Raw genomic sequence first — 24,378 nt, forward strand, 5'->3', positions numbered from 1 at the left:
GCGGCCGACTCGCATTCGGCACCAAAACCCGCGTACTACGAGGTGGGGGCACGGCAACGCCATGGCACAGGGCACGGTCCAGGTGACGCACAGCGGTACTTCGCGGTGGCGTCGCCGCACGGGTGAGTACGCTTCGCTCGCCGCAGCCCTGGAGGCCGCCGCCGACGGCGACGTCCTCACCATCGCCCCCGGCACCTACCGGGAGAACCTGGTCGTGCGGCGGCCGGTGACCCTGCGGGGTCCCGAGGGCGCGCCGGGCTCGGTTCGGATCGCGCCGCCGGACGGTGTCCCGCTGACCGTCCGGGCCTCCGCGGTGGTGCAGGACCTGCACGTGGAGGGCCAGGACGGCGCCGCGCCCGCCCTGCTGGTGGAGGAGGGCACGCCCGAGCTGAGGGACGTGCGCGTCGTCACCCGGTCCGCCGCGGGCATCGAGGTGCGGGGCGGGGCGCGTCCGACCGTGCGTCGCTGCACCGTCGACAACCCGGCCGGCATCGGCATCGCCGTACTCGACGGCGCGGGCGGGGTGTTCGAGGAGTGCGAGGTCGTCTCGGCGGGGCAGGCGGGGGTCTCCGTGCACGGCGGCGCCCATCCTCGGCTGGAGCGCTGCCGCGTGCACCACGCCGCCGGCAACGGACTGACCGCGACCGGGGAGAACTCGGCGCTGGAGGCGGTCGGTTGCGAGGTGTACGAGGTCCGGGGCTCCGGGGTGCAGGTCACCGGGCGGGCCACGGCGCATCTCACCGACTGCGATCTGCACCGCACCACGGCCGACGGTGTCACGCTGGACACGGACGCGGTGCTCACGCTCGCCGACTGCAGGATCCACGACGTCCCGGAGAACGCGATCGACCTGCGTTCCCGCTCGGTGCTCACGCTGACCAGGACGACGGTCCGGCAGTTCGGCCGCAACGGCCTTTCGGTGTGGGACCCGGGCACCCGGGTCGACGCCAACCAGTGCGAGATCTTCGACAGCACAGGTGACTACCCGGCGGTGTGGGTGAGCGACGGCGCCACCGCGGTGCTCGACGCCTGCCGGGTGCACGACGTGCCGGACGCGCTGTTCGTGCTGGACCGCGGCTCGCGCGCGGACGTCGTGGACAGCGATCTGTACCAGGTCCGCAACACGGCGGTGTCGGTGAGCGACGGCGCGACCGCACAGCTCGACGACTGCCGGATCCGGGACGCGGCCACCGGCGCCTGGTTCCGCGACCACGGCAGCGGCGGCAACCTCGCCAACTGCACGGTGGACGGCACCCAGACCGGGGTGATCGTCACCAAGGGCGCCGACCCCACCGTCGAGCGGTGCACCGTCGACTCCCCCGCCGAGGCGGGCTTCTACGTCTCCGCCGGCGGCCGGGGCACCTTCGTGAACTGCCGGGTCAGCGGCAGCGGCGGCTACGGATTCCACGTGATCGACGGATGCCGCACGACGTTGCGCAAGTGCCGCACGGAGCGGTGCGCGCGCGGTGGTTACGAGTTCGCGGACGCCGGGCCGGACGCCGGCTCCGGGACGGGCCCGGTGGTGGAGGACTGCACCAGCGACGAGAGCGGCGGCCTGAGGCCGCCGGACCGGCGCGAGACGGCCGAGCAGTCGGCGGCCCCCTCCTCCGCCGGCCTGCTCGGAGCGATCCCCGGCCAGCGCGCCCTGGACGCGGAACCGGCCGTCGCCGCGGTCGGGCCGGAGCAGCCGGCCCGGTCCTCGAAGGACGTGCTCGGTGAACTGGACGCGCTGGTGGGCCTGGACAGCGTCAAGCGGGAGGTCCGGGCGCTGACCGACATGATCGAGGTGGGCCGGCGCCGGCAGCAGGCGGGCCTGAAGGCGGCCTCGGTCAAGCGGCACCTGGTCTTCACCGGCTCCCCCGGTACGGGCAAGACGACGGTGGCCCGGCTGTACGGCGAGATCCTCGCCTCCCTCGGGGTGCTGGAGAAGGGACATCTGGTCGAGGTGTCCCGGGTCGACCTGGTCGGTGAGCACATCGGCTCGACGGCGATCCGCACCCAGGAGGCCTTCCAGCGGGCGCACGGCGGTGTGCTGTTCATCGACGAGGCGTACGCGCTCTCCCCGGAGGACGCCGGGCGCGACTTCGGCAAGGAGGCCATCGACACGCTGGTGAAGCTGATGGAGGACCACCGGGACGCGGTGGTGGTGATCGTCGCCGGCTACACGGCCGAGATGGAGCGCTTCCTCTCCGTCAACCCCGGTGTCGCCTCGCGCTTCTCACGGACCATCACCTTCGGGGACTACGGCCCGGACGAGCTGCTCCGGATCGTGGAGCAGCAGGCCGACGAGCACGAGTACCGGCTGACCCCGGGAGCGTCGGAGGCGCTGCTGAAGTACTTCACGGCGATCCCGAAGGGCGCCGCGTTCGGCAACGGCCGTACCGCGCGTCAGACCTTCGAGGCGATGGTGGAACGGCACGCGAGCCGCGTCGCCCAGCTCGCGGAGCCCAGCACCGACGACCTGACCCTGCTGTACGGCGAGGACCTGCCCGAGCTGCCCTGACCCGAGCTGCCCTGACCGGGGCAGTCCAGCCCGCGCGCGTCACGGTTCCGGGCTCTGCGGACGCTGGGTGGGCAGCTCCGGGCGCAGGCGGGACAGGAGACGGGCCCGTTCGCGGGCGAAGGCCGGATCGGCCTGGTAGTCGGAGTGGCCGAGGACCGGGGCCGGGAGCGGGTGCTCGGGGGTGCGGCCGTAGGCGAGGGGATCGCGCAGGGGCTCGTGGTCGACCTCGGGACCGCAGTCGCCGGGCAGCCGGACGGGTCCGCCGATGGGGTCGGTGGGGCGGTGGAGGTTGCGCCAGCAGGCGACGTCCCGGTGCAGTGCGGCCAGCGCGGGCGGACCGAAGTGGGCCGGGAACCAGCGGCCGTAGAGACGCTCCAGCGGGGAGCCGTAGGTGAGCAGGGCGACGCGTTTGCGGGTCGACGGGCTGAGCTGCCAGGCGGCGGACGCGGCCAGCACGCTGCCCTGGGAGTGGCCGGACAGGACCAGCCGGCCGCCGGTGCGCGCGGTCCAGGTCGCCATCCGCCAGGTCAGGTCCGGCACCGCGCGCTCGGCGTAGCAGGGCGGGGCGAAGGGGTGGGCGGCGCGCGGCCAGAAGGTGCCGACGTCCCAGAGGATGCCGATGGTGCGCCGGGCGGAGGCGTCCCGGTAGGCGCGCCGGCCCCAGGTGACGAACAGCAGGAACCCTATGCCGACCAGCCAGGAGCCCAGCGCCTGCGAGGTCTCGGCGGCCGCCCGGACGACGTCGTACGTCCGCCGGGCCGCGCCCTCGGGCGGCTCGCCGGTGGCCAGGGCGCCCGCGAGCGCGGCCGCGCCCAGCACCAGGGTGGCGGCGCAGAGCACACCGATGACCAGCGGCGCCCGGTCGGTGAGCGTGGCCATGGCCCGCGCGTGGGCGATACGGCGGGTGCGGGCGGGGTCCTCGGGCTCGCCGGGATGCTCGTGCCGTACCCGGTCGCGCTCGGCCCGTGCGAGCCGGGCGGTGCGCCGGGCCAGGTGGGCGGCGAGGAACAGCAGCACCACGAGCAGCGGCGGGATGACGGAGGCCTGCCAGGTCAGCAGTACCGGCGGGCCGTCGAGGAGGGACCGGGTGCCGTCCAGCCAGTCGGCGACGCGCTGTGCGACGCCGCCGGACATCACGCCGCCCAGCGCGCAGGCGAGCAGCGCCACCGCCGGCCCGCCGAGGCCGTGGCCCGCGGCGCGCGGCTCCGGCCGCCGGCGGTACAGGCCGCGGGCGACGACGGCGAGGACGACGACGAGCAGTCCCTGGGTCAGCATGAGGGCGCCGAAGGCGGCGTCACCGGGCAGCCGGCCGGCGGACCGCCAGCCGGGACGGGACCAGCCGGCGTGGACCAGGGTGAGCAGCAGCAGGACGAGGGCGCCGAGCGGCAGGCGGCGCACGAGGTGGCGGTCGAGCCGGTGGTCGGGGCACCGCTCGCTGCGGCCGCGGCGGCAGACAACGGCCACCACGGCGGCCGCGCAGCCGAGCAGGGCGGCCGCGAGGAGCCAGCCGAGCGCGTTCAGCACGGCCGGCCCGCCGGGGCGGTGGTCGAAGCGGGCCGTGGGCGTGGCGACGGCGGCGGCGACCGTGAGCAGGCCTGCCGCGGTGTGGGCGGCGCGCAGCCGGGCCACCAGGCGGCGCCCGTACCAGAAGCCGGGCCGGGCCAGGGCACTCGTGTCGGTCTCCGGCTCGGGGTCGCGGGCCATCGGCTGGTGGGACTCGTAGGTGTTCCAGGTGCGGTGCGAGAGGTACCAGAGCAGGGCGGTCAGGGCGGCCGGGATCAGCGCGGCGAGCGCGAGGCGGCGGCCCGGCCGGGTCCACCAGGCGTCGCCGGCCACGGCCGGGGAGAGGAAGCCCAGCCAGGTGTGGCGGCGGGCGCAGTCGGCGACACCCGCGCACTGCCAGGCGACCAGGTCGAGGACGACCTCACAGGCGGCGGCCGTGAACAGCACGGTCAGGGTGAGGGCGGCCAGCCGCACGAGGAGGCCGTAGAGCCGGACGGTGCGCATGCGGCCGTGGGCGGCGGGGCGCATCCAGTGGGCGAGGTTGACCACCATGAAAGGCAGCAGCAGGAGCCACAGGGCGCGGGTGCCGTCACCGGAGGTGAGGTTGCACCAGACGTACGCCTCCTGGACCGGTTCGCCGCGGGGTCCGTCCGCGGCCGCGCATTCCCCGGCGTCGGCGGCGCGCCGGAAGATCGCTGCCGTGCCGTCGCCGGTGACCCGCACGGTGCGCGGGTCACCGAGCATCTTCTCGGGTGTGGTGCCGCCGACGCCGTGCACCAGCAGTTCCAGCTCGGCGCCCGCCGGTGCGGGCCGTAAGGCGGAGCCGTCCGTCGCCGGCCCGGGACTGCGTTCCTGCGCACGTTCCACTGTCAGCACTTCCCCCGAGACGCGGCTGCCGGACACCTGTCCACGCGGGCTTCAGGTTCTCCGTTTCCGGGCCCTGGTACACCTCTCGTCACGCAATCTCCCCGATCCGTGTGACAGCGGTCCCGGTACCCCGGCCGTGTCCCGGGCCGCGATGGCATGTGCGCGTCGGGAAAGGCGGTGGCGCGACCGTGGCCGTCCCGTGAAAGGATGGAACGCCCGTGCACCCCGGACCACTGGACTCCAGGTCGGAGCCGGTGCGGCGGGCGGGTCGGACGACGGATCGCGGCGAAGGGACCGGAGCGTACGTGAGTGAGAATCAGAACCTCCTCGCGGAGCAGCGCCGCGCCCTCATCCTGGACGAGGTCCGGCGCCGGGGCGGTGTCCGGGTCAACGAACTGACCCGCAAGCTCGGCGTGTCCGACATGACCGTGCGGCGCGACCTGGACGCGCTGGCCCGCCAGGGCATGCTGGAGAAGGTGCACGGCGGCGCGGTCCCGGTGGTCGAGGCGAGCACGCACGAGCCCGGTTTCGAGGCGAAGTCGGCGCTGGAGCTGACCGCGAAGGAGGACATCGCGCGGTCCGCCGCCCGGCTGGTCACTCCGGGCACGGCGATCGCCCTGTCCGGCGGTACGACGACCTACGCGCTCGCGCAGCACCTGCTGGAGGTGCCCGACCTGACCGTGGTGACGAACTCGGTGCGGGTCGCCGACGTCTTCCACGCGGCGCAGCGCACCTCGGGGCAGCGGCAGGGCGCGGCGACGGTGGTGCTGACCGGCGGGGTGCGCACCCCGTCCGATTCGCTGGTGGGCCCGGTGGCCGACCAGGCGATCGCCGCGCTCCACTTCGATCTGCTCTTCCTCGGCGTGCACGGGATATCGGTGGAGGCCGGGCTGTCCACGCCGAACCTCGCGGAGGCCGAGACGAACCGCCGGCTCGTGCAGTCGGCGCGCCGGGTCGTGGTGGTGGCCGACCACACCAAGTGGGGCACGGTGGGCCTGAGTTCGTTCGCCGGACTGGCGCAGGTGGACACGCTGGTCACCGACGCGGGCCTGCCCGCCGAGGCGCGCACGGAGATCGCCGAGCACCTGCGCCGGCTGGTGGTGGCGGGCGAGACCGAGGACGACGAGGACATCTGACGGGGCGTCGGCCGGCCCTCAGTCCGGCCACACGCCCGTGTCCAGCAGCGACTCGATCGCGGCCGTGTACGGGGCGATGTCCAGGCCCTGCTCCTCGAGCCAGGAGTCGGAGTAGTACTTGTCCAGGTAGCGGTCCCCCGGGTCGCACAGCAGAGTGACGACGCTGCCGGTGCGCCCCTCGGCCACCATCTCGGAGACTATCTTCAGCGCGCTCCACAGTCCGGTGCCCGTCGAGCCGCCCGCCTTGCGGCCGATGGCCCGCTCCAGGGCGCGTACGGCGGCCACGCTGGCGGCGTCCGGGACCTTCATCATCCGGTCGATCGCGCCGGGCACGAAGCTCGGCTCCATGCGCGGCCGGCCGATGCCCTCGATCCGGGAGCCGCAGTCGCAGGTGACGTCCGGATCGCCGGTGGTCCAGCCCTCGAAGAAACAGGAGTTGTCGGGGTCGGCGACACAGATGCGGGTGTCGTACTGCATGTAGTGCACATAGCGCGCGAGGGTCGCCGAGGTACCGCCGGTGCCCGCCGTGGCGACGATCCAGGCGGGCTCCGGGAAACGCTCCAACTCCAGCTGGCGGAAGATCGATTCGGCGATGTTGTTGTTGCCGCGCCAGTCGGTGGCCCGCTCGGCGTAGGTGAACTGGTCCATGTAGTGGCCACCGGTCTCCACCGCGAGGCGGGCGGACTCCTCGTACATCTTCCGGGAGTCGTCCACGAAGTGGCACTGTCCGCCGTGGAACTCGATCAGACGGCACTTCTCGGCGCTCGTCGTGCGTGGCATGACGGCGATGAAGGGCACGCCGACCAGCTTCGCGAAGTACGCCTCGGAGACGGCCGTGGAGCCACTGGACGCCTCGATCACCGGGCGGTCCGGCCGGATCCAGCCATTGCACAGGCCGTACAGGAACAGGGAGCGGGCGAGCCGGTGCTTGAGGCTGCCCGTGGGGTGCGTCGACTCGTCCTTCAGGTACAGGTCGATGCCCCACCGCTCGGGCAGCGGGAAGCGCAGCAGATGCGTGTCCGCCGAGCGGTTGGCGTCGGCCTGCACCTTGCGGACGGCGTCTTTCAGCCAGGCTCGGTAGGCGGCGTCGCTGCGGTCGACGTCCAGGGTGGTGCCGGTGGTGCCGGTCTGTGGGGTGGTGCTCACGGCGGGGCTCCTTACGCTGGGCGCCGACGGCGCCTCCTGCGGCCGGCACCTCGCATCATAGGCACCTTGCACACCTCGCCTCACCTGCATAAACGCATCTTTGGGCCACTCAAAGGAACGCTGGGGCACAGCAGCGCGAGGCGCCCCGGGGCGCATTGGCGGGAGTGCTCCGGGCGCCCTTCGCGCGCGCCCCCTGCGCACTGGTGCTCCCGACCTCGCCGGGGCAGACTGCACCGAACGGGACGATCGTCCCGGACAGCGGCGCACACTGGAGCACGACACCGCGCCGGCCCGGACCGGCACGACCGGACGGGCCGATCCGGACCCACGCGGTCCGGCACCGCGGCGAAGGACGCGCACAAGGGGGCGGCAGGACATGGCGGAGCCGGAGTTCACGGCCAAGGGCGTGCGGATCGGCAAACGGCTGCGTTCGCTCACCCGGGCCGGGCAGGTCCGGATCAGCGACGGCCGGGTGGAGTTGCTCACCAGCTACGGCAGCGAGATCGACAGCGCGCCGGTGCAGGCGGTACGCGCCTCCAGGCCGTGGTTCGCCCCGGAGGCCCGGGCGCACGCGGACCTCAACGGCAAGCGGTACTCGCTGACGCTGGGTGAGCACGACCCCGCGCCGGGCGAGCCGGGGCCGCCGGCGGCCCGGCGGTTCATCGAAGCGGTGCGCCGCGCGGCCGGTCGTGGCGGCTGACCGGCAACCGACGGTGGCGAGTTGCGGGAGCGCATCCGCTGCGTCACGCTGGTCTCACGTCACTCTGGGTTTACCGGCGATAACGCTGCGAACCAGCCCGCCGGCCCTCACAGCAGGCGGACGTTTGGACGCAAGCACCCTGCTGGATCCGTTTGTTCTCCGTGTTTCCTCCGGTTCCTCCGGACCTCACATCGGGGAGTCGCAGCCGTGATCAGTCACTCAAGCAGGCACTGCACGGTGGAGCTCCAAGCCCTGCCGTCGCGGATCGGCCAGGTCCGCAGAATCGTATCTGCGCAACTGCGCTACTGGCACATGGACCCGTTGATAGACCGGGCCGCGCTCGGTGTGACCGAGTTGCTCAGCAACGTCCACCGGCACGCCCGGCCGGACAAGTCGTGCACCGTCGAGCTGGAACTGCTGGTCGACCGGCTCACGGTCTCGGTGCGCGACCACGATCCCCGCCTCCCCGTGGTCGCCGACGCCGTCGAGGCACTGGACCTGGTCCCGCTGGCCACCTGCGGCCGAGGGCTGGCGATGGTGGCCGCGATGAGCGAGAGCTGGGGAGCCCGCCCCGAGGGCGACGACGGCAAGGTCGTGTGGTTCACCCTGCCCGCGCCGTCCGCTGCGGTCCGCCGGCCGGCCCGCTCGCCCCGGCCCGCGGCCGAGCGGCGCCCCGCGCCCCGGCTCACCGAGGCACGGCCGGCCCCGGTGGCGGCCACACCGGTCGCCCCGGCTCCCGCACCCGTCACCGCGGCGCCCACACCGGTCCCCGCGGCCCCCGCCCCCGCCCCCGCCCCCGCCCCCGCCCCCGCCGTGGCGCATGCCTCGGCCGTGGCATCCGCTCCCGCCCGGTCGGCCGTTCCCGGCTGACCGGGCGGTGACGCCACCACGACGCCACCACGACGTACGGACGGGGCGGGGCGCGAGGGGTCGCCGAGCGCGTTCCCGGTGTCGCGCCCCTCGCACCGTCGCCGTGGCCGCCGTCCACGTCCTCGCCGCGCCGGCCACGCGGGCCGCCTTCCGCGCGCCCGCCGTCACGGTCCTCAGGCAGCACCGTCCTTGCGGCCGAAGTGCTCCTCCAGGACGGACATCCGGCGCCAGTACTCGTCCTCGTCGATCTCACCGGCGGCGAAGCGGCGGCCGAGTACCGCGAGCGGCGCGTCACCCGCCGGGCGGCCACCGGTCACCGGCCGCCACGGGCCCCTCCCCCGCAGGCCGGTGCGGCGCAGGAAGGTGACGGCACCGATCACGACGGCCGCCCAGATCAGGGGGAAGAAGAGGATCCACGGGCCGGGCCCGCCGTCCCAGTTCGCCAGGGTCTGCATCTCGTTCGTCTCCGTCGTCGTCTCGGTTCGTCGGGTGATGGCACGAGACTCCCTCCGCAGGGGGGTCCGGGTCGTCGTGCGGCCGGCGGCAGTGCGTGTACCTCCGCGGGAGTACGCCGAGGGAGATGCCGTACGCCGCCCCGGGCACGGTCGCGGCCCGATCGCGCGGGTCCCCGGCCGGAGGGGGGTTCCGGTGGGGGCCGCCGCCAGGACGACGAAGAGCGCGGCACCGCCGGTCCGCGACCCGGGGAGACGAGACGCTCATGGCACGGGAGACGCGCGCCCGCATCGAGCGCCGCGGGAGCGCAGCGCTCGCGGCGCACGATCCGGCCCGGATCCGCTCGGTCCGAGTGCACGTACCGCGCGCCGTGCGGCGAGGCCCTGGTGCAGGTCTGTCCCTGCCGCGGCGGGGAACCGGCCGTCCGACGCAGACGCAGACGCCGGACGCAGACACCGGACGCGCGCGGGCGTGCGGTTTCCACCGCCCGGGGCGGCCGGGTCGCCGGGCCGGACCGGTGCCCGCGGCTCAGGCCGAGGCGTCCGCGTAGTGACGGAGGACCGGTTCCAGGTAGTCGACGCGCGGGCCCTCCAGCCCGTCCAGGCCGGCCGGCGGGCGGATCAGTTCGATCCGGTCGAACTCGGGCTCGCGGCCCTCGCCGGTCTCCGTGGTCACCAGCCGCGCGTACCGCTCGCGCAGTTCCCGGCCGGGGCACGGCGGGGCGAGGAACATGACGCCGACGCCGCCGCCCGCGCCCCGAGTGGTCAGCCACAGGGTGAGGGCCTCGGCCGGCATGCCGGAGCCGGTCTCCTCGGACAGCTCGCGGGCCGCGTGCCGGCGCAGCCCGTCGACGTCCAGTTCGGCTCCCTCGTCCGGTGGTTCGACCGTCCCGCCGGGAAGCTGCCAGCGGCCCGGCGCCGACGTCGAGGCGGCCATCCGCCCCACCACCAGACGCCCGTCGTCGGACGGCTGCACCACGGAGACGAACAGGGAGGAGCACTTGGGCGCGTCCGGTACCCCCCGCAGGGCGCGGTACCGGTACGTGGCCCGGGCCCACCAGAGCACAAGACCGTCCCGCCCGTCCCGCTCCAGGCCCGTCAGCGCGGCCACCGGACCGTCGAAGAGCGCCGGATTGGCCCGGACCGCCTCCTCCCACCGGCGGTCCATGGCCGACCGGTGCGCGAGGGACAGTTCGGGCACGGCGGTCTCGACGAGCCGGATGCGCGGGGCGTCCAGCAGTTCCACCCGGCCCGCCCGCGTCACAGCGCCGCCAGCGGATCGTCCAGCACCGGCTGCCAGGCCAGCTCGGCCGCGCCGACCAGGCTGTTGTGGTCCAGGGTGCAGGCCAGGACCGGCACGCCGCCGCTCTGGCCCCACAGACTGCGGTCGGCGACCACCGCGCGCAGGCGTCCGGGGTCGGTGTCGAGCAGGGTGCGGTGCAGTCCGCCGAGGATGATGCGGTCGGGGTTGAGGATGTTGACCAGACCGGCCAGGCCCAGTCCGAGGCGGTCGATCAGGGTCTCGGCGGCGGTGCGCACGGCCGGGTCGGTGTACTGCTCGCGCAGCATGTCGTTGGCCTGCTGGAGCAGGGAGACCTCGGGGCCCGGGTCGCGGCCCGCCTCGACGAGCAGCGCCAGCGGGTCCGTCTCCACGTCGAGGCAGCCGCGGCTGCCGCAGTGGCAGGGGCGGCCCTCCGGGTTGACGGTGAGGTGCCCGACCTCCAGGGCGAGGCCCGAACTCCCGGTGTGCAGGCGGCCGTCGAGGACGAGTGCGCCGCCCACGCCCCGGTGCCCGGTGGCCACGCACAGCAGGTCCCGGGCGCCCCGGCCGGCGCCGTGCCGGTGCTCGGCGAGCGCGGCGAGGTTGACGTCGTTGGCCGCGAAGGCGGGGCCGGTGATGCCGGCGTCCCGCACGCACTCGGCGAAGATGCGGCGGACCGGTGCGCCCACCGGCCAGGCCAGGTGGAGCGGGTTGAGGGCGAGGCCGTCGGGTTCGGCGACGGCGGAGGGCACGGCGAGCCCGGCGCCCACGCAGCGGCGGCCGGTCGTGCGCAGGAGTCCGGCGCCCGCCTCGACGACCGAGCCGAGCACCTTCGCGGGGTCCGCGTCGACGGTCTCGCAGCCGGGCGCGGTCGCCACGATCCGCCCGCCGAGGCCCACCAGCGCGGCCCGGAAGCCGTCGGCGTGGACCTGCGCGGCGAGCACCACCGGGCCGTCCTCGGCGACCTCCAGGCGGTGCGAGGGGCGACCCTGGGAACCGGCCGCCGCGCCGGGCCGGGCGTTCACCCGGATCAGCCCGAGCGCCTCCAGCTCGGCCGCCACCGCTCCGGCGGTCGCCCGGGTCACCCCGAGTTCGGCGGTGAGCACGGCCCGGGTCGGCGCCCGCCCGGTGTGCACGAGCTCCAGCGCGGGTCCGAGCGCACCGCGCCCCCGGTCCAGCCGCGCCCTGGGGGTGGTCCCTTCCCCCGCCTTACGGGGGTCCGCCTTGCCGGTCATGAGGGGAGTCTCCCATGATCCGCAGCCGTGATGGCCTGCCCCGGGGCTACCGACCACCGACCCGCAGGGTGATGTTCAGCCGCCCGGTCAGGCCCAGTTCCGGCGGCGCCGTCCCCGGACGCACGCGCGGCACCCCGTGGAAGGCGAGGCGGGACGGCCCGCCGAACACGAACAGGTCGCCGCCGCGCAGCTCGACGTCCGTGTACGGCCGGGTGCGGGTCTCGGTGTTGCCGAACCGGAAGACGCAGGTGTCGCCCAGACTCAGCGACACCACCGGCGCGTCCGACCGCTCGTCGGCGTCGCGGTGCATGCCCATGCGGGCGTCGCCGTCGTAGAAGTTGATCAGGGCGATGTCGTACGGCTCGGCCGGGAGCGCGCGCGGGCCGAGCGCGTCGGTCACGGCCTCCCGGGCCAGCTCGTCCAGCCAGGGCGGGAACGGCTTCACGGGCGCCCCGTCGCCGTCGACGGCGGTGGGGGCGTAGCCGTACGGGTACCAGTGCCGGCCGAGGCAGACCTGCCGGGCGCTCATCGTGCCGCCGCCGGGTGTGCGGACGGTGCGCAGGCCGGCCGGTGGCCGGGCCCACTCGCGGCAGGAGGTGAGCAGCGCGCGCTGGCGCTCGGCGGGCAGCCAGCCGGGGACGTGCACGGCGCCCGGCGCGACCCGCGTCGGCTCCCTGGCGAACAGCTCCGCATCCATGCCATCCATACCTTCCATCCTGCACGAACGGTCGTGAGCTGCGGCTCGGCTAGCCTGGAGCGCGATGAACGACCGTATGACGACGCCATGGGGCGAGCTCGAGCTGTCCCGCTTCCCCGATGATCCCCGCGACCCGCTGCGCGCCTGGGACGCCTCCGACGCGTACCTGCTGCGGCACCTGGCCGAGGAGGGGGTGCCGCTGACGGGCACGGTCGTGGTGGTCGGCGACCGCTGGGGCGCGCTGGTCACGGCGCTCGCCCGGCACCGGCCGACGCAGATCACCGACTCCTTCCTCAGCCAGGAGGCGACGCGGGCGAACCTGGCCCGGGCGGGCGTCGAACCCGGTGCCGTGCGGCTGCTGACCACCCAGGATCAGCCGCCGGAGCGGGTGGACGTGCTGCTCGTGCGGGTGCCGAAGAGCCTGGCCCTGCTGGAGGACCAGCTGCTGCGGCTCGCACCCGCCGTGCACGCGGGCACCGTGGTGGTCGGCACGGGGATGGTGAAGGAGATCCACACCTCCACGCTGAACCTGTTCGAGCGGATCCTCGGGCCGACCCGGACCTCGCTGGCCCGGCAGAAGGCCCGGCTGATCCTCTGCTCCCCGGACCCGGCCCTGGAGCGGCCCGCCAACCCGTGGCCGTACGGCTACGACCTCCCCGAGGATGTCGGGGCGGTTTCCGGGCGCCCGGTCGTCAACCACGCGGGGGTCTTCTGCGCCGACCGGCTCGACATCGGCACCCGCTTCTTCCTGCGGCACCTGCCGGCCGGACCGGGCGCCGGGCGGGTGGCGGACCTCGGCTGCGGCAACGGTGTGGTCGGTACGGCGATGGCGCTGGCCGACCCGGCGGCCGAAGTGCTGTTCGTGGACGAGTCGTTCCAGGCCGTGGCGTCCGCCGAGGCGACGTACAAGGCCAACGGGGTTCCCGGGCACGCGGAGTTCCGGGTCGGGGACGGCCTGGCCGGGGTGGCGCCCGGCAGCGTGGACCTCGTGCTGAACAACCCTCCGTTCCACTCCCACCAGGCGACCACCGACGCGACGGCCTGGCGGATGTTCACCGGGGCGAAGCGGGCGCTGCGCCCCGGCGGCGAGCTGTGGGTGATCGGCAACCGGCATCTGGGCTACCACGTCAAGCTGAAGCGGCTGTTCGGCAACAGCGGGCTGGTGGCGAGCGACCCGAAGTTCGTGGTGCTGAAGGCCGTCAAGCGGGGCTGACCACCTGATCCGCGGGGGGCGCGGTCCGGCCGCCGGCCAGGACGTCGATGATCCGGGCCACCTCCCGGGCCATGGCGTCCCTGCCCACGTGCAGGTACTTGCGGGAGTCGACGGCATCCGGATGGGCGGCCAGGAAGTCCCTGATCGCGCCGGTCATCGCCGCGTTGAGGGCGGTGCCGACGTTGACCTTGGCGATGCCGCCGGCGACCGCGGCCACCAGACCGTGGTCCGGCACGCCCGAGGAGCCGTGCAGGACCAGGGGTACGGACAGCGCGGCGGACAGCCGGCCGAGCAGGGCGTGGTCCAGGGCCGCGGTGCGGGTGGTCATCGCGTGGGCGCTGCCGATGGCCACGGCGAGCGCGTCGACCCCGGTGCCGGCGACGAAGTCGTCCGCCTGGGCGGGGTCGGTGCGCGCCCCCGGCGCGTGGGCGTCCAGCGGGGCCCGGCCGTCCTTGCCGCCGATCTGTCCCAGCTCGGCCTCGATCCACAGGTGCCGGGCGTGCGCCCAGTCGGCGGCCGCCCGGGTCGCGGCGAGGTTGTCGGCGTAGGGCAGGTGGGCGGCGTCGTACATCACCGAGCCGAACCCGGCGCCGGGCGCCTGGCGCAGCAGGTCGTCGCTCTGGACGTGGTCGAGGTGGAGCGCGACGGGCACGTCGGCGCGTTCGGCGGCGGCGACGGCGGCGCGGGCCAGCGGCAGGAGCCGTCCGTAGCGGAACTTCACCGCGTTCTCGCTGACCTGGAGGATCACGGGGGCGCCGGTGGATTCGGCGCCGGCGATGACGGCTTCGACGTGTTCCAGGGTGATGATGTTGAACGCGGCGACGGCGGAACGGTTTTCGGCGGCGTGGGTCACCAGCTCGCCGGTGGTCGCGAGGGGCACGGCTCGTCTCCCTTCCGGAAGCGCGGGTCAGGAGGCGAGGATCACCGAGCGGGTGAGGTGGCGCGGGAGGTCGGGGTCGAGGCCCCGCCGGGCGGCGACGGCGACCGCGAGGCGCTGGACGCGGACCAGTTCGGCGAGCGGGTCGAGGGTGCCGGCGATCCACGAACCGCCCGTGTCGCGCACCTGTTCGGCGAGGCCGGCGGGTGCCTCGCCGAGCATCCAGGTGGCGGTGCCCTCGGTGGTGACGCTGATCGGCCCGTGCCGGTACTCCATCGCCGGGTAGGCCTCGGTCCAGGACAGCGAGGCCTCCCGCATCTTCAGGGCGGCCTCGTTCGCGAGACCCACGGTCCAGCCGCGTCCTAGGAATGTGAACTGCGTGCGGTCGACCAGCCTTTCGGGCAGGGGACTCGCCAGGGCCGTGCGGGCGTCGGCGACCACGACCGCGGTGTGCAGTCCGAGGTGGGCGCGCAGCAGGGTGAGCGCGGTGGTGGCGAACCGGGTCTGGACGACGGAGCGTTCGTCGGCGAAGTCCAGCACGACGAGGTCGTCGGCGGCCGACATCACCGGGGTGGCGGGGTCGGCGGTGATCGCCGTCGTCCTGGTGCCGCCCCGCAACCGCCCTAGCAGTTCCAGCACTTCGGTGGTGGTGCCGGAGCGGGTGAGGGCGACGACCCGGTCGTAGGAGCGTCCCGGCGGGAACTCGGAGGCGGCGAAGGCGTCCGTCTCCCCGTGCCCGGCGCTCTCGCGCAGGACGGCCACCGCCTGCGCCATGAAGTACGAGGTGCCGCATCCGACGATCGCGACCCGCTCGCCCGGCGCCGGCAGCGCGGCGCCCTGCCGCCCCGCCTCCTCGGCCGCGCGTGTCCAGCACTCGGGCTGACTGTTCAGCTCGTCCTCGACATGGCTCATGCCACACCCTCCTTGCTGATTGTTCTTGCAAGATATAGCGGTCTTTCGAGCACAATCAAGCATCTGGGCCGTGGGCGAGGTGCGCTAGGGTCGCCGGGGAGACGGAGAACGGAGGCCGCGGATGTCCCGGGACGCCCGCTGGAAGGCGCTGCTGGAACTGCTCGTGGAGCGCGGCCGGCTGGAGGTCGAGGAGGCGGCGGCCGAGCTGGAGGTGTCGGCGGCCACGATCCGCCGGGACCTCGACCAGCTCGCCGAGCAGCAGATGCTGGTGCGCACCCGGGGCGGGGCGGTGGTGCACGGGGTGTCGTACGAGCTGCCGTTGCGCTACAAGACGGCCCGCCGCGCCTCCGAGAAGCAGCGGATCGCCAAGGCGGTGGCGGAGCTCGTGGCGCCGGGCGAGGCGGTCGGGCTGACCGGCGGCACCACCACCACCGAGGTGGCCCGCGCGCTCGCCGTGCGCGGCGATCTGGGCTCCGGCTCACCCGCCCTGACCGTCGTCACCAACGCGCTGAACATCGCCAACGAGCTGGCGGTGCGGCCCCAGTTCAAGATCGTGGTGACCGGCGGGGTCGCGCGGCCGCAGTCGTACGAGCTCATCGGCCCCCTCGCGGACGGGGTGCTGGGCCAGATCACGCTGGACGTGGCGGTGCTCGGCGTGGTCGCGTTCGACGTCACGCACGGCGCGGCGGCGCACGACGAGGCGGAGGCCGCGATCAACCGGCTGCTGTGCGAACGCGCCGAGCGGGTGGTCGTGGCCGCCGACTCCAGCAAGCTGGGCCGGCGCGCCTTCGCCCGGATCTGCGCGGCGGAGCAGGTGGACACCCTCGTCACGGACACGGCGGCACCCCAGGACACCGTGCACCGCTTCGAGGAGGCGGGCATCCGGGTCCTGGCGGTGTGACGCACCGCGCGAGGGCGCGCCGGACACCCGCCGGACCTGTGTGCCCGTCGAGGTCCGGCGCGGGCGGCGGGCTCAGTACCCGCTGAGGTCGGCCTTCACGAATCCGGCGCCGCGCTGGTCGTTGCAGCCGGACACCGGCCGGCCCTCCGGGTCCGGCCAGGACTGCCGGGCCTGCAGCGCCACGCTCACCAGGGTCAGCAGCAGATCGACGTCGCTGGCGGCGTCGAGCCGGAGGGTGACCCACGGGGAGCCCGGCACGATGCGGACCGCGCCCGAGGCCTTGAGGTCCTTGGCGAACCGCTGGACGGCCCGGTCGGTCAGCCGCAGGTCGACGTCCCGGTCGGAGTGGAAGTGGACGATCTCACCCTCGGCCGAGTCGACCGCCTCCCCCGTGCCACAGCTCGGGACGGCTCGTCTCAGGTCCGGCCAGGTCGCCAATTGCGCGAGCGCGCGCGAGGCCAACGTCATGACGCCATCATGACTTGCTCACCCCTCGGCAACCAGCCGGTGCGCAAGCATTAACCGACCTGTATCCGCTTCGGTTTCGGCCCTTCCGTCCCCGCCCGCGCGGACGGCCGCCTCGTGGCGCGGCCTCTGTCACGGCCGTTGCCGGCACCACAGGGTGGCCGGGGCGGCCGAGGGCCCGGCCTGCCGGTGAGGCGTCGCCGGGCAACTGTGTTCCCCGGCGGCCGCGTTGACGCCCCAACGACGCCCGGAACGCCGCTTCGCGTGACGAGACGGGTACCCGCGGGAAGCGGGATCCGCCGGAGATCTCCGCGAGCACCACCGGCGCCGACCACGCCCCGGCGGTGACGCGGATGCGGTCCCGGCGACCGGCCGGCTTCGTCCCGGTGGCCGGGGCGGCCGCGGGCCGATCCGCACGCCCGGAGCTCCGCGCCCGACGCCACGCCGGCGGCCCGTCACTTCAGTGCCGCGAGCTCCGCGTTGGCGCGCTCGGTGACCAGGGCGAGGACGCGGCCGGCGGCGGCGAGGTCCTCGGCGGGGATCCCGCCCCAGATGCGGGCGGAGACGGGGGCGGTCTCCGCCCCGACGACGGCGAGCAGCGCGTGCCCCGCGTCCGTGGGGTGAAGCTGCGCGCCGTCCGCGACGAGCAGTCCCCTGGCCCGTAGTTCGTCGAAAGTCGCGCGGATGCCGGCCGCATCGGCCTTGAGGGAGTCCTGGACCTCGCGGACCAGTTCGTCCGGCGTGCGCGGGGCGTCGGCGGTGACGGCGGCGCGCAGGGCCAGCTGCTGCTGGAACGTGAGGCCGTGCCGGGCGAGGACGTGCTCCAGGACGCCTCGGGCGGCGTAGTGGGCCAGGCCCAGGGCGCGGGCGTCGGCGGAGGGTGCGGTGGTGGTCATGGTCGTGTCCCCTGAGTGTTCTCGTCGATCGGTGCGGATGGAGCGAGAGGTGCGTCGAGCAGGGTGGTCAACTCGGCTGTGAACGCGCGCGTCCGGGCCGCGTCGAGGCCGCCCAGCGGCTCCAGCAACTGCTGAAGCAGGTCCTGGACCACCGCGATGGCCTGACGCGTCACGGCCTGCCCCGGCCCGGTGAGGGCGAGTTGCACGGCGCGCGGATCGCGGGGGTCACGGGTGCGCTCGATCAGGCCGGCCGACTCCAGGGCGCGCGCCAGCTTCGAGACGTACAGCGCCTCCAGGCCGGTGTGGTCGGCCAGCCTGCGCTGACTGGGCCGCTCACCCGCGCGCTGCATGCCGTGCAGCGACGCGACGAGTGAGTACTGGGCGTGGGTGAGGCCCAGTGGAGCCACCGCGCGATCGACCGCGACGCGCCACTTGTTGGCGAGCCGCCACACCAGGAAACCGGGCGTCGGGCCCGGTGAACCGTCAGTCACGACCGATAGGGTACATGGCTACTATGTACATGGCTACTATCGCTGCCCGCACAGGTCGCGACCGACGCCGGGACGACCGTTGGCCCTTGCACCGACTCGACGGACGCCCGTAGCCTGCTTTTGTGCCGCAAATAAACAAAACCCGAACGCACAGCGTCGTGCCGGGTCACGGGCTCACGCGCCTCCGCGCCGCGATCACGGCCTTCTTCGCCCTGGACGGTTTCGTCTTCGCCGGCTGGGTCGTCCGCATCCCCGACATCAAGGAACGGACGCACGCCTCCGCCGGCGCCCTCGGACTCGCCCTGCTCGGAGTCTCCGCGGGGGCCGTCCTCACCATGACCCTGACCGGCCGGCTCTGCCGGCGCTTCGGCAGCCATCCGGTGACGGTGGTGTGCATGACCGTCCTCGCCCTGAGCGTCGCGCTGCCGCCCCTCACCCACTCACCGCTGACGCTGGGCGCCGTCCTGCTGCTTTTCGGAGCGGCCTACGGCGGGGTCAACGTGGCGTTCAACAGCGCCGCCGTCGACCTGGTGGCCGCGCTGCGCAGACCGATCATGCCCAGTTTCCACGCGGCCTTCAGCCTCGGCGGGATGATCGGCGCGGGCCTCGGCGGACTGGTGGCCGGCGCCCTCTCCCCCACCCGGCACCTGCTGGGCATCACCCTCATCGGACTGCTGGTCACCGCCGTCGCCGGGCCCGCCCTGCTGCGGCACGAGGCGCCGGTCCCGCCGGAGCGCGGGAACCCGGAGCCCGGGAACGGCGCGCGGCGGCCGGACGGCAGGACACGCGTCGTGGTCGTCGTCTTCGGGCTGATCGCGCTGTGCACCGCCTACGGCGAGGGCGCCATGGCGGACTGGGGCGCCCTGCACCTCCAGCAGGACCTCACGGCGTCCGCCGGCACCGCGGCCGCGGGCTACTCGCTCTTCGCGCTCGCCATGACCATCGGGCGCCTGACCGGGACGGCCCTGCTGGAACGCCTCGGCCGGGCAGGCACCGTGATCGCCGGTGGCACCACCGCGGCCGCCGGCATGCTGCTCGGTTCGCTCGCGCCCTCCGTGTGGGCGGCGCTGCTCGGCTTCGCCGTCACCGGGCTCGGCCTCGCCAACCTCTTCCCGGTCGCGGTGGAACGGGCGGGCGCGCTGGCCGGCCCGTCCGGTGTGGCCGTCGCCTCCACCCTGGGCTACGGCGGCATGCTCCTCGGGCCGCCCGCGATCGGCTTCATGGCGGACTGGTTCTCCCTGCCCACCGCGCTCACCAGCGTGGCCGCCCTGGCCGCGGTCGCCGCGGCCATCGGGGCGACGACCCGGCGGAAGCTGAGCGGCTGAGCGCGGCGGCGCCGGACCCGCGGACACCGTTCACCCCTCGCCCCACAGGTACGCGGGCCGGGAAAACCGGTCCCTTCGAGGGCGCTCCATGGGGCAGACTCGCCGCCATGGAGACTGCCGAGTTCCTTCATGCGCTGGACCGGGAGGGCCGGCTGCTGGCCGCGGCCGCCGAGTCGGCGGGCACGGACGCCAAGGTGCCGACGTGCCCGGCGTGGACGGTGCGGGACCTGCTGCGGCACACGGGCGCCGTGCACCGGTGGGCCGCCGCGATCGCCGCCGACGGGCACACCGCGCCGCGCCCCCTACCCGACGGCCCGGACCTGGACGGGGCCGAGCTGGTGGCCTGGTACCGGGACAGCCACCGCCGGCTGGTCGAGACGCTGGCCGGCGCTCCGGCCGACCTGGACTGCTGGACCTTCCACCCGGCGCCCTGCCCGTCGCCGCTGACGTTCTGGACCCGCCGGCAGGCCCATGAGACGGCCGTCCACCGTCACGACGCGGAGACGGCCCGGGGCGGGCAGGCGTCACCGGTGTCCGCGGGATTCGCCGCGGACGGTGTCGACGAGCTGCTGCGCGGGTTCCACGCCCGGCCGCGGAGCCGGGTCCGCACCGAGCGGCCGCGTGTGCTGCGGGTGCGCGCGGTGGACGCGGGCCCGGACGCCGTGTGGACCGTAAGGCTGTCCGACCAGCCGCCGGTGACCTCGCGGGGCGCGGACGCGGAGCCGGACGCCGAACTGACCGGAACGGCCGAGCGGCTGTACCTGGCGCTGTGGAACCGGGCGCCACTGCCGGACGTGACGGGCGACCACGCGCTCGCGGCGCTGTGGCGGGAGACCTCCGGGATCTGACGCCGGGTCAGCCGGATTCGGCCAGCATCCGGCAGAGCACCGCGCGCTGCACGGGCCGCACCTCGTCGTGCAGTGCGCGCCCCTTGGCCGTGAGGACCACGCGGACCCCGCGCCGGTCCTCCTCGCACATGGCCCGGCACACCAGACCGTCCTTCTCGAGGCGGCCGATCAGACGGGACAGCGCGCTCTGGCTGAGATGGACCCGCTCGGCGATCTCCTGCACGCGGTAGGCGCAGCCGCCGTCCGCCGCCGTGCCCTCGGCGAGCACGTCGAGCACCTCGAAGTCACTGGCGCACAGGCCGTGTCCGTGCAGGGCCCGGTCCAGCTCGCACTGGGTGCGGGCATGCAGGGACAGGATGTCCCGCCACTGCTCCACGAGCGCGTGCTCGGCGTTCTTCCCCGTCATGGGCGCACCGTAGCAGAGAATCGCGATTGTTGCATCGTAATTAAATGCGCTTGCATTCCATGCGCGTGCATGTAGTCTCGCCGCATGACCTCTCCGCTCACCACCCCCGCCGCCGAGGGACGCTGGACTCCCCGGCTGTGGGGCACCCTGCTGGTGCTCTGCGCCGCGATGTTCCTGGACGCGCTCGACGTGTCCATGGTCGGCGTCGCGCTGCCGTCCATCGGCGCCGATCTCCATCTGTCCACGTCGACGCTGCAATGGATCGTCAGCGGCTACATCCTGGGGTACGGCGGGCTGCTCCTGCTCGGCGGCCGCACCGCCGACCTGCTGGGCCGGCGCCGGGTGTTCCTGGTGGCGCTCGGCGTCTTCGCGCTGGCCTCGCTGCTCGGCGGGCTCGTGGACTCGGGTCCGCTGCTGATCGCCAGCCGCTTCGTCAAGGGGCTCAGCGCGGCCTTCACGGCCCCGGCGGGCCTGTCGATCATCACCACGACGTTCCCCGAGGGCCCGCTGCGCAACCGCGCGCTCTCCATCTACACCACCTGCGCCGCCACCGGGTTCTCCATGGGCCTGGTCCTGTCCGGCCTGCTCACCGAGGCCAGTTGGCGCCTCACCATGCTGCTGCCCGCGCCGATCGCGGTGCTCGCCCTCCTCGCCGGCCTCCGGCTGCTGCCCCGCAGCGCCCGCGAGGAGAACCACGGCGGCTACGACATCCCGGGCGCCGTCCTCGGCACCGCGTCGATGCTGTTGCTGGTCTTCACCGTGGTCCAGGCCCCGGAGGCGGGCTGGACCACGGCCCGCACGCTGCTGTCCTTCCTGGCCGTGGCCGTCCTGCTGACCGCGTTCGTCCTCGTCGAACGGCGCTCGCCGAGCCCGCTGATCCGGCTCGGAGTGCTGCGCTCCGGCAGCCAGGTCCGGGCCCAGCTCGGCGCGGTGGCCTTCTTCGGCTCCTACGTCGGCTTCCAGTTCCTGACCACCCTCTACATGCAGTCGCTGCTCGGCTGGTCGGCGCTGCACACGGCGCTCGCCTTCCTGCCGGCGGGCGCGCTGGTGGCGATCTCCTCGACGAAGGTCGGGGCGATCGTCGACCGGTTCGGCACCCAGCGGCTGATCGCGACCGGCTTCGCCCTGATGGTCGCCGGATACGCGCTGTTCCTGCGCGTCGACCTGGACCCGGTCTACGCGGCCGTCATCCTGCCGTCGATGCTGCTGATCGGCGCGGCCTGCGCACTGGTCTTCCCCTCGCTCAACATCCAGGCCACCAACGGGGTCGAGGACCACGAGCAGGGCATGGTCTCCGGACTGCTGAACACCTCGGTGCAGGTGGGCGGCGCGATCTTCCTGGCGGTCGTGACGGCCGTGGTGACCGCGGCCGCGCCCGCCACCACCCCGCAGGGCGTCCTGGACAGCTACCGGCCGGGCTTCATGGTGGTCACCGGAATCGCCGTCGCCGGGCTGCTGATGACGCTCACCGGCATGCGCGCGCGCCGGAGCGTGCCGTCGATCGTCGCCGCCCGGTCCACCGTGGAGGAGGCGGAAGCGGAACGCGTGCCGGTCCCCTAGGGGAACGCCTCGAGGTGTGCGCCCGGCGGGAGCCGTCTCCCGCCGGGCGCACGCCGGCGCGTTCCGGAGGCCGGGCTCTCAGCCCAGCCAGCCCGGCCGCACCAGTCCCGACTCGTAGGCGAGGACGACGAGTTGGGCGCGGTCGCGGGCGCCCAGTTTCACCATGGTGCGGCTCACGTGGGTCTTGGCCGTGAGCGGGCTGACCACCAGACGGCGGGCGATCTCGTCGTTGGACAGGCCGATGCCGACCAGCGCCATCACCTCCCGTTCCCGCTCGGTGAGCCGGGCGAGGCCGCCGGCTGCCGCGGGCTCCTTGGAGCGGGCCGCGAACTCGGCGATGAGGCGGCGGGTGACGCCAGGCGAGAGCAGCGCGTCACCCTCGACCACCGCCCGTACCGCGCGCAGCAGTTCGTCCGGCTCGGTGTCCTTCACCAGGAACCCGGAGGCACCCGAGCGGATCGCCTCGAAGACGTACTCGTCGAGTTCGAAGGTGGTGAGCATGACCACCTTGACCTCGGCCAAGTCCCCGTCCCCGGTGATGCGCCGGGTCGCGGCGAGCCCGTCGAGCAGCGGCATGCGGATGTCCATCAGCACGACGTCGGGCCGCAGTTCGCGCACCCGGCGCAGGGCCTCCTCGCCGTCCGCCGCCTCGCCTGCCACCTCGATGTCCGGCTGCGCGTCGAGCAGCGCGCGGAAACCGGCCCGTACGAGCGACTGGTCGTCGGCGAGCAGTACCCGGATCACTGGTCCTCCCCGGCGTGCGTGGGCAGTACGGCGAGCACCCGGAAACCGCCGTCGGCGCGGGGGCCCGCCTCGATGGTGCCACCGAGCGCGGCCGCCCTCTCCCGCATACCGGCCAGCCCGTTGCCGCTGCCACCGGCGTCGGCTCCGGTCGGCGGCCCGTCGTCGTCGACCCACAGCCGCAGTTCGCGGCCCTCGTGCTCGAAGCGCACCCGGGCCCGCCGGGAGCCGGAGTGCCGGACGACGTTGGTCAGGGCCTCCTGCACGATGCGGAAGGCCGCGAGGTCGGCGCCGGGCGGCAGTCGCGGCGGCTCGCCCTCGACCTCGACGCTCAAGCCCGCGGCCGCCGCCTGTCCGGCCAGTTCCGGAAGCCGGCCGAGGCCCGGGGCGGGAGCGCGGGGCGCGGCGCCGGGGGCCCGCAGGGTGTCGAGGACCTGGCGCACCTCGCCGAGCGCCTCCTTGCTGGCCGCCTTGATGGTGGTGAGCGCCGCGCGGGCCTGCTCGGGATCGCTGTCCAGCAGCGCGAGGCCGGCGGCGGCCTGGACGTTGATGACGGAGATGCTGTGCGCGAGCACGTCGTGCAGTTCGCGGGCGATCCGCAGCCGCTCCGCGTCGGCGCGCCGCTGGGCGGCCTGGGCGCGGTCCGCGCGTTCCCGCGCCCACTGCTCGCGCCGCACCCGCGCCAGCTCGCACACCGCGGCGACGGCCAGCACCCAGGTGGTGACGACGATCTCCTGGCCCACGCTCCCCGCGCCGTCACCGGCGGGCGGCAGCCACTGGTAGAGCCACAGCGTGATCAGCGCGTGCCCCGTCCACAGCAGTCCGAGGGCCGCCCAGGCGGCCCGCCGGTGACCGGCGGCGACGGCGCTGAAGCAGCCGACCACGACGGTCAGGAGAACCGGGCCGTAGGGGTAGCCGGAGCCGGTGTAGAGCAGCACCGTCGCGACCGTGCCGAAGGCGACGGCCACCGGCCGGCGCTGCCGCCACAGCAGCAGGGCCGAGGCCACGAGCAGCAGCACGCGCGCGTACCCGTCCAGTGGTACGCGCTGCGACTGCCCGTGCGCGCCGATGTTCGTGCCGGCCAGGACGAAGACGGTGATCAGTACGGTCGAACGCCACGGCAGCCACGCACGGCGCGGGTCCGGATCCCCGGACCGGTCCCACCACGCGGGCCCGTACCGCCACCGGTGCGAGACACCGGCTCCGCGCTGCTCTTCCATGCCCGCCACGCTAGACGCCCACCACCCCCGACGCCGTCAGCCGGACGATGCGGTCGTGCGTCGGCGCCGTCCTCGCCGCTGCCGTCCGGCTGGGCGGCGACGCAGCCGCGCACCGCCACCAGCCCCTCGGGTCCGGCGAGTTCGTCGAAGCAG

23 protein-coding genes are annotated in these 24,378 nt (G+C 74.4%); 9 read left to right on the plus strand and 14 right to left on the minus strand.

All coding sequences use genetic code 11. The features are described from left to right. The first annotated feature begins 61 nt into the window (after nt 1–61). A complete protein-coding gene (locus tag ACWCPN_RS23315) occupies nt 62–2,503 on the plus strand; it encodes a right-handed parallel beta-helix repeat-containing protein (RefSeq protein WP_451209298.1) in 2,442 nt (813 codons plus the stop codon). 39 nt (nt 2,504–2,542) lie between these two features. Here the strand turns inward: ACWCPN_RS23315 and ACWCPN_RS23320 are convergent, their stop codons facing one another. After that, a complete protein-coding gene (locus ACWCPN_RS23320) occupies nt 2,543–4,873 on the minus strand; it encodes a hypothetical protein (RefSeq protein WP_451209301.1) in 2,331 nt (776 codons plus the stop codon). Nucleotides 4,874–5,178: 305 nt separating this feature from the next. Here ACWCPN_RS23320 and ACWCPN_RS23325 point away from each other — a divergent pair, with 305 nt between their 5' ends. Next, entirely contained in the window at nt 5,179–6,009 is an 831-nt protein-coding gene (locus ACWCPN_RS23325) for a DeoR/GlpR family DNA-binding transcription regulator (RefSeq protein WP_199209520.1), read from the plus strand. Nucleotides 6,010–6,027: 18 nt separating this feature from the next. Here the strand turns inward: ACWCPN_RS23325 and ACWCPN_RS23330 are convergent, their stop codons facing one another. Next, nucleotides 6,028–7,155, minus strand: coding sequence for a PLP-dependent cysteine synthase family protein (locus tag ACWCPN_RS23330; protein ID WP_199209521.1), 1,128 nt, complete (start codon nt 7,153–7,155; stop codon nt 6,028–6,030). Nucleotides 7,156–7,531: 376 nt separating this feature from the next. On the opposite strand from ACWCPN_RS23330, the gene ACWCPN_RS23335 reads away from it, so the two are divergent. After that, nucleotides 7,532–7,855: a hypothetical protein gene (locus ACWCPN_RS23335; protein ID WP_199209522.1), complete on the plus strand. Its 324-nt coding sequence runs from the start codon at nt 7,532–7,534 to the stop codon at nt 7,853–7,855. A gap of 207 nt (nt 7,856–8,062) precedes the next feature. Further along, a complete protein-coding gene (locus ACWCPN_RS23340; RefSeq protein WP_451209306.1) occupies nt 8,063–8,725 on the plus strand; it encodes an ATP-binding protein in 663 nt (220 codons plus the stop codon). A gap of 173 nt (nt 8,726–8,898) precedes the next feature. On the opposite strand, the gene ACWCPN_RS23345 is transcribed toward ACWCPN_RS23340, so the two are convergent. The 4 genes from ACWCPN_RS23345 to ACWCPN_RS23360 form a co-directional block, all read right to left on the minus strand. Next, nucleotides 8,899–9,180 carry an SHOCT domain-containing protein gene (locus tag ACWCPN_RS23345; RefSeq protein WP_365124610.1) on the minus strand — a complete coding sequence of 94 codons (282 nt, stop codon included), beginning with the start codon at nt 9,178–9,180 and terminating at the stop codon, nt 8,899–8,901. Between the two features lie 526 nt (nt 9,181–9,706). Beyond that, on the minus strand, nt 9,707–10,441 hold the full coding sequence (locus ACWCPN_RS23350) for an NUDIX domain-containing protein (protein ID WP_451209309.1): 735 nt from the start codon (nt 10,439–10,441) through the stop codon (nt 9,707–9,709). Next, nucleotides 10,438–11,673: an ROK family protein gene (locus ACWCPN_RS23355; RefSeq protein ID WP_392293702.1), complete on the minus strand. Its 1,236-nt coding sequence runs from the start codon at nt 11,671–11,673 to the stop codon at nt 10,438–10,440. Before ACWCPN_RS23355 ends, ACWCPN_RS23350 begins: the two co-directional genes overlap by 4 nt. A gap of 46 nt (nt 11,674–11,719) precedes the next feature. Continuing rightward, complete coding sequence (locus tag ACWCPN_RS23360) at nt 11,720–12,370, minus strand: alpha-ketoglutarate-dependent dioxygenase AlkB family protein (RefSeq protein ID WP_365124682.1); 651 nt, start codon at nt 12,368–12,370, stop codon at nt 11,720–11,722. A 76-nt stretch (nt 12,371–12,446) separates the two neighbouring features. On the opposite strand from ACWCPN_RS23360, the gene ACWCPN_RS23365 reads away from it, so the two are divergent. After that, the gene (locus tag ACWCPN_RS23365) at nt 12,447–13,583 is read left to right on the plus strand and encodes a methyltransferase (RefSeq protein ID WP_451209362.1); all 1,137 of its coding nucleotides are present in this window, start codon (nt 12,447–12,449) and stop codon (nt 13,581–13,583) included. Here ACWCPN_RS23365 and ACWCPN_RS23370 read toward each other — a convergent pair. Both ACWCPN_RS23370 and ACWCPN_RS23375 read right to left on the minus strand, forming a co-directional pair. Continuing rightward, complete coding sequence (locus ACWCPN_RS23370) at nt 13,570–14,463, minus strand: class II fructose-bisphosphate aldolase (RefSeq protein WP_392293703.1); 894 nt, start codon at nt 14,461–14,463, stop codon at nt 13,570–13,572. The two genes, ACWCPN_RS23365 and ACWCPN_RS23370, sit on opposite strands and share 14 nt — an antisense overlap. A 27-nt stretch (nt 14,464–14,490) precedes the next feature. Further along, nucleotides 14,491–15,372 carry an SIS domain-containing protein gene (locus tag ACWCPN_RS23375; protein ID WP_451209313.1) on the minus strand — a complete coding sequence of 294 codons (882 nt, stop codon included), beginning with the start codon at nt 15,370–15,372 and terminating at the stop codon, nt 14,491–14,493. Between the two features lie 121 nt (nt 15,373–15,493). On the opposite strand from ACWCPN_RS23375, the gene ACWCPN_RS23380 reads away from it, so the two are divergent. After that, entirely contained in the window at nt 15,494–16,273 is a 780-nt protein-coding gene (locus ACWCPN_RS23380) for a DeoR/GlpR family DNA-binding transcription regulator (protein WP_451209316.1), read from the plus strand. A gap of 72 nt (nt 16,274–16,345) precedes the next feature. Here ACWCPN_RS23380 and ACWCPN_RS23385 read toward each other — a convergent pair whose 3' ends face one another. From ACWCPN_RS23385 to ACWCPN_RS23395, 3 genes are all read right to left on the minus strand, one after another. Then, nucleotides 16,346–16,741, minus strand: coding sequence for a luciferase domain-containing protein (locus ACWCPN_RS23385; RefSeq protein ID WP_199209526.1), 396 nt, complete (start codon nt 16,739–16,741; stop codon nt 16,346–16,348). 452 nt (nt 16,742–17,193) lie between these two features. Further along, nucleotides 17,194–17,634 (minus strand): MarR family transcriptional regulator, encoded by a 441-nt coding sequence (locus ACWCPN_RS23390; protein WP_451209319.1) that lies wholly within the window; start codon nt 17,632–17,634, stop codon nt 17,194–17,196. Continuing rightward, nucleotides 17,631–18,125: a MarR family winged helix-turn-helix transcriptional regulator gene (locus ACWCPN_RS23395; protein WP_451209322.1), complete on the minus strand. Its 495-nt coding sequence runs from the start codon at nt 18,123–18,125 to the stop codon at nt 17,631–17,633. The genes ACWCPN_RS23390 and ACWCPN_RS23395 overlap by 4 nt, the downstream gene beginning before the upstream one ends. A 158-nt stretch (nt 18,126–18,283) precedes the next feature. On the opposite strand from ACWCPN_RS23395, the gene ACWCPN_RS23400 reads away from it, so the two are divergent. Both ACWCPN_RS23400 and ACWCPN_RS23405 read left to right on the plus strand, forming a co-directional pair. Further along, the gene (locus tag ACWCPN_RS23400; RefSeq protein ID WP_451209325.1) at nt 18,284–19,450 is read left to right on the plus strand and encodes an MFS transporter; all 1,167 of its coding nucleotides are present in this window, start codon (nt 18,284–18,286) and stop codon (nt 19,448–19,450) included. Nucleotides 19,451–19,557: 107 nt separating this feature from the next. Continuing rightward, entirely contained in the window at nt 19,558–20,298 is a 741-nt protein-coding gene (locus tag ACWCPN_RS23405; RefSeq protein ID WP_451209328.1) for a maleylpyruvate isomerase family mycothiol-dependent enzyme, read from the plus strand. Between the two features lie 7 nt (nt 20,299–20,305). On the opposite strand, the gene ACWCPN_RS23410 is transcribed toward ACWCPN_RS23405, so the two are convergent. Beyond that, a complete protein-coding gene (locus ACWCPN_RS23410; protein WP_451209330.1) occupies nt 20,306–20,704 on the minus strand; it encodes a MarR family winged helix-turn-helix transcriptional regulator in 399 nt (132 codons plus the stop codon). Nucleotides 20,705–20,788: 84 nt separating this feature from the next. Here ACWCPN_RS23410 and ACWCPN_RS23415 point away from each other — a divergent pair, with 84 nt between their 5' ends. Continuing rightward, nucleotides 20,789–22,264 carry an MFS transporter gene (locus ACWCPN_RS23415; protein ID WP_451209333.1) on the plus strand — a complete coding sequence of 492 codons (1,476 nt, stop codon included), beginning with the start codon at nt 20,789–20,791 and terminating at the stop codon, nt 22,262–22,264. 78 nt (nt 22,265–22,342) lie between these two features. Here ACWCPN_RS23415 and ACWCPN_RS23420 read toward each other — a convergent pair whose 3' ends face one another. Then, a complete protein-coding gene (locus tag ACWCPN_RS23420; RefSeq protein WP_392293711.1) occupies nt 22,343–23,008 on the minus strand; it encodes a response regulator in 666 nt (221 codons plus the stop codon). After that, nucleotides 23,005–24,225, minus strand: coding sequence for a sensor histidine kinase (locus ACWCPN_RS23425; protein WP_451209337.1), 1,221 nt, complete (start codon nt 24,223–24,225; stop codon nt 23,005–23,007). The genes ACWCPN_RS23420 and ACWCPN_RS23425 overlap by 4 nt, the downstream gene beginning before the upstream one ends. Nucleotides 24,226–24,378 lie beyond the last annotated feature (153 nt).

It is taken from the genome of Streptomyces sp. NPDC002386, assembly GCF_053593175.1.